This window comes from Anoxybacillus sp. P3H1B (assembly GCF_001560855.1).
GTDB lineage: Bacteria > Bacillota > Bacilli > Bacillales > Anoxybacillaceae > Anoxybacteroides > Anoxybacteroides rupiense.
This window is the reverse complement of the sequence record NZ_LPUG01000030.1, coordinates 1-2994: the sequence shown is the minus strand read 5'-3', so window position 1 is coordinate 2994 and position 2994 is coordinate 1. Positions and strand designations below refer to the sequence as shown.

Annotated in this window: 1 rRNA gene; it reads left to right on the top strand. The window is 54.7% G+C overall.

Annotated features, from left to right (window positions below):
• Positions 1–57 precede the first annotated feature (57 nt).
• A 23S ribosomal RNA gene (locus tag AT864_RS16570) occupies positions 58–2986 on the top strand.
• The last annotated feature ends 8 nt before the right edge of the window (positions 2987–2994 follow it).

The following is a 2994-nucleotide window of genomic DNA, read 5'->3' as shown; positions in this document are numbered from 1 at the left end:
GGTTCTTTGAAAACTAGATAACAGGTAAGAAGAAAGGAACGTGAAGCTCTTTTCACTGGTTAAGTTAGAAAGGGCGCACGGTGGATGCCTTGGCACTAGGAGCCGATGAAGGACGGGACAAACACCGATATGCTTCGGGGAGCTGTAAGTAAGCGTGGATCCGGAGATTTCCGAATGGGGAAACCCCCTGTCCGTAATGGGGCAGGATCCATACCTGAATCCATAGGGTATGGAGGGCAGACCCGGGGAACTGAAACATCTAAGTACCCGGAGGAGAAGAAAGCAAACGCGATTCCCTGAGTAGCGGCGAGCGAAAAGGGAGAAGCCCAAACCAAGAGGCGTGCCTCTTGGGGTTGTAGGACACTCAACATGGAGTGAGAAAGGAACGGAGTAGACGAAGCGGTCTGGAAAGGCCCGCCAGAGGAGGTAACAGCCCTGTAGTCGAAACTTCGTTCCCTCCTGAGTGGATCCTGAGTACGGCGGGACACGAGGAATCCCGTCGGAAGCAGGGAGGACCATCTCCCAAGGCTAAATACTCCCTAGTGACCGATAGTGAACCAGTACCGTGAGGGAAAGGTGAAAAGCACCCCGGGAGGGGAGTGAAAGAGAACCTGAAACCGTGTGCCTACAAGTAGTCAGAGCCCATTTATGGGTGATGGCGTGCCTTTTGTAGAATGAACCGGCGAGTTACGATGACGTGCGAGGTTAAGTCGAAGAGACGGAGCCGCAGCGAAAGCGAGTCTGAACAGGGCGCCATAGTACGTCGTCGTAGACCCGAAACCAGGTGATCTACCCATGTCCAGGGTGAAGGTAGGGTAACACCTACTGGAGGCCCGAACCCACGCACGTTGAAAAGTGCGGGGATGAGGTGTGGGTAGGGGTGAAATGCCAATCGAACTTGGAGATAGCTGGTTCTCCCCGAAATAGCTTTAGGGCTAGCCTCAAGGGAAGAGTCTTGGAGGTAGAGCACTGATTGGGCTAGGGGCCCTCATCGGGTTACCGAACTCAGTCAAACTCCGAATGCCAATGACTTATCCTTGGGAGTCAGACTACGAGTGATAAGATCCGTGGTCAAAAGGGAAACAGCCCAGATCACCAGCTAAGGTCCCAAAGTATACGTTAAGTGGAAAAGGATGTGGAGTTGCTTAGACAACCAGGATGTTGGCTTAGAAGCAGCCACCATTTAAAGAGTGCGTAATAGCTCACTGGTCGAGTGACTCTGCGCCGAAAATGTACCGGGGCTAAACGTATCACCGAAGCTGTGGGATGACTTGCGTCATCGGTAGGGGAGCGTTCTAAGGGCGTCGAAGCCCGACCGGAAGGACGGGTGGAGCGCTTAGAAGTGAGAATGCCGGTATGAGTAGCGAAAACAGAGGTGAGAATCCTCTGCACCGAAAGCCTAAGGTTTCCTGAGGAAGGCTCGTCCGCTCAGGGTTAGTCGGGACCTAAGCCGAGGCCGAAAGGCGTAGGCGATGGACAACAGGTAGAGATTCCTGTACCACCTCCTCACCGTTTGAGCAATGGGGGGACGCAGGAAGGTAGGGTGAGCAGGCTGCTGGAATAGCCTGTCCAAGCGGTTAGGCTGCCAGATAGGCAAATCCGTCTGGCGTCAAGGCTGAGCCGTGATGGCGAGGGAATTAAAGTACCGAAGTCCCTGATCCTCCACTGCCAAGAAAAGCCTCTAGCGAGGTGAGAGGTGCCCGTACCGCAAACCGACACAGGTAGGCGAGGAGAGAATCCTAAGGTGCGCGGGAGAACTCTCGTTAAGGAACTCGGCAAAATGACCCCGTAACTTCGGGAGAAGGGGTGCTCTCTTGGGTGTTGAGCCCGAGAGAGCCGCAGTGAAAAGGCCCAAGCGACTGTTTAACAAAAACACAGGTCTCTGCGAAGCCGAAAGGCGAAGTATAGGGGCTGACACCTGCCCGGTGCTGGAAGGTTAAGGGGAGCGCTTAGCTCAAAGCGAAGGTGCGAACCGAAGCCCCAGTAAACGGCGGCCGTAACTATAACGGTCCTAAGGTAGCGAAATTCCTTGTCGGGTAAGTTCCGACCCGCACGAAAGGTGTAACGACTTGGGCACTGTCTCAACGAGAGACCCGGTGAAATTATAGTACCTGTGAAGATGCAGGTTACCCGCGACAGGACGGAAAGACCCCGTGGAGCTTTACTGCAGCCTGATATTGAATTTTGGTACGTCATGTACAGGATAGGTGGGAGACAGAGAAGCCAGGACGCCAGTCTTGGCGGAGTCGCCCTTGGGATACCACCCTTGTCGTACTGAAGTTCTAACCCGCACCCCTAATCGGGGTGGGAGACCGTGTCAGGTGGGCAGTTTGACTGGGGCGGTCGCCTCCCAAAGAGTAACGGAGGCGCCCAAAGGTTCCCTCAGAATGGTTGGAAATCATTCGAAGAGTGTAAAGGCAGAAGGGAGCTTGACTGCGAGACCTACAAGTCGAGCAGGGACGAAAGTCGGGCTTAGTGATCCGGTGGTTCCGCATGGAAGGGCCATCGCTCAACGGATAAAAGCTACCCCGGGGATAACAGGCTTATCTCCCCCAAGAGTCCACATCGACGGGGAGGTTTGGCACCTCGATGTCGGCTCATCGCATCCTGGGGCTGTAGTCGGTCCCAAGGGTTGGGCTGTTCGCCCATTAAAGCGGTACGCGAGCTGGGTTCAGAACGTCGTGAGACAGTTCGGTCCCTATCCGTCGCGGGCGCAGGAAATTTGAGAGGAGCTGTCCTTAGTACGAGAGGACCGGGATGGACGCACCGCTGGTGTACCAGTTGTCCTGCCAAGGGCACCGCTGGGTAGCTATGTGCGGAAGGGATAAGCGCTGAAAGCATCTAAGCGTGAAGCCCCCCTCAAGATGAGATTTCCCATTGCATAAGCAAGTAAGATCCCTCGAAGATGACGAGGTAGATAGGTCCGAGGTGGAAGCGTGGCGACACGTGCAGCTGACGGATACTAATCGATCGAGGACTTAACCAATACGAAAA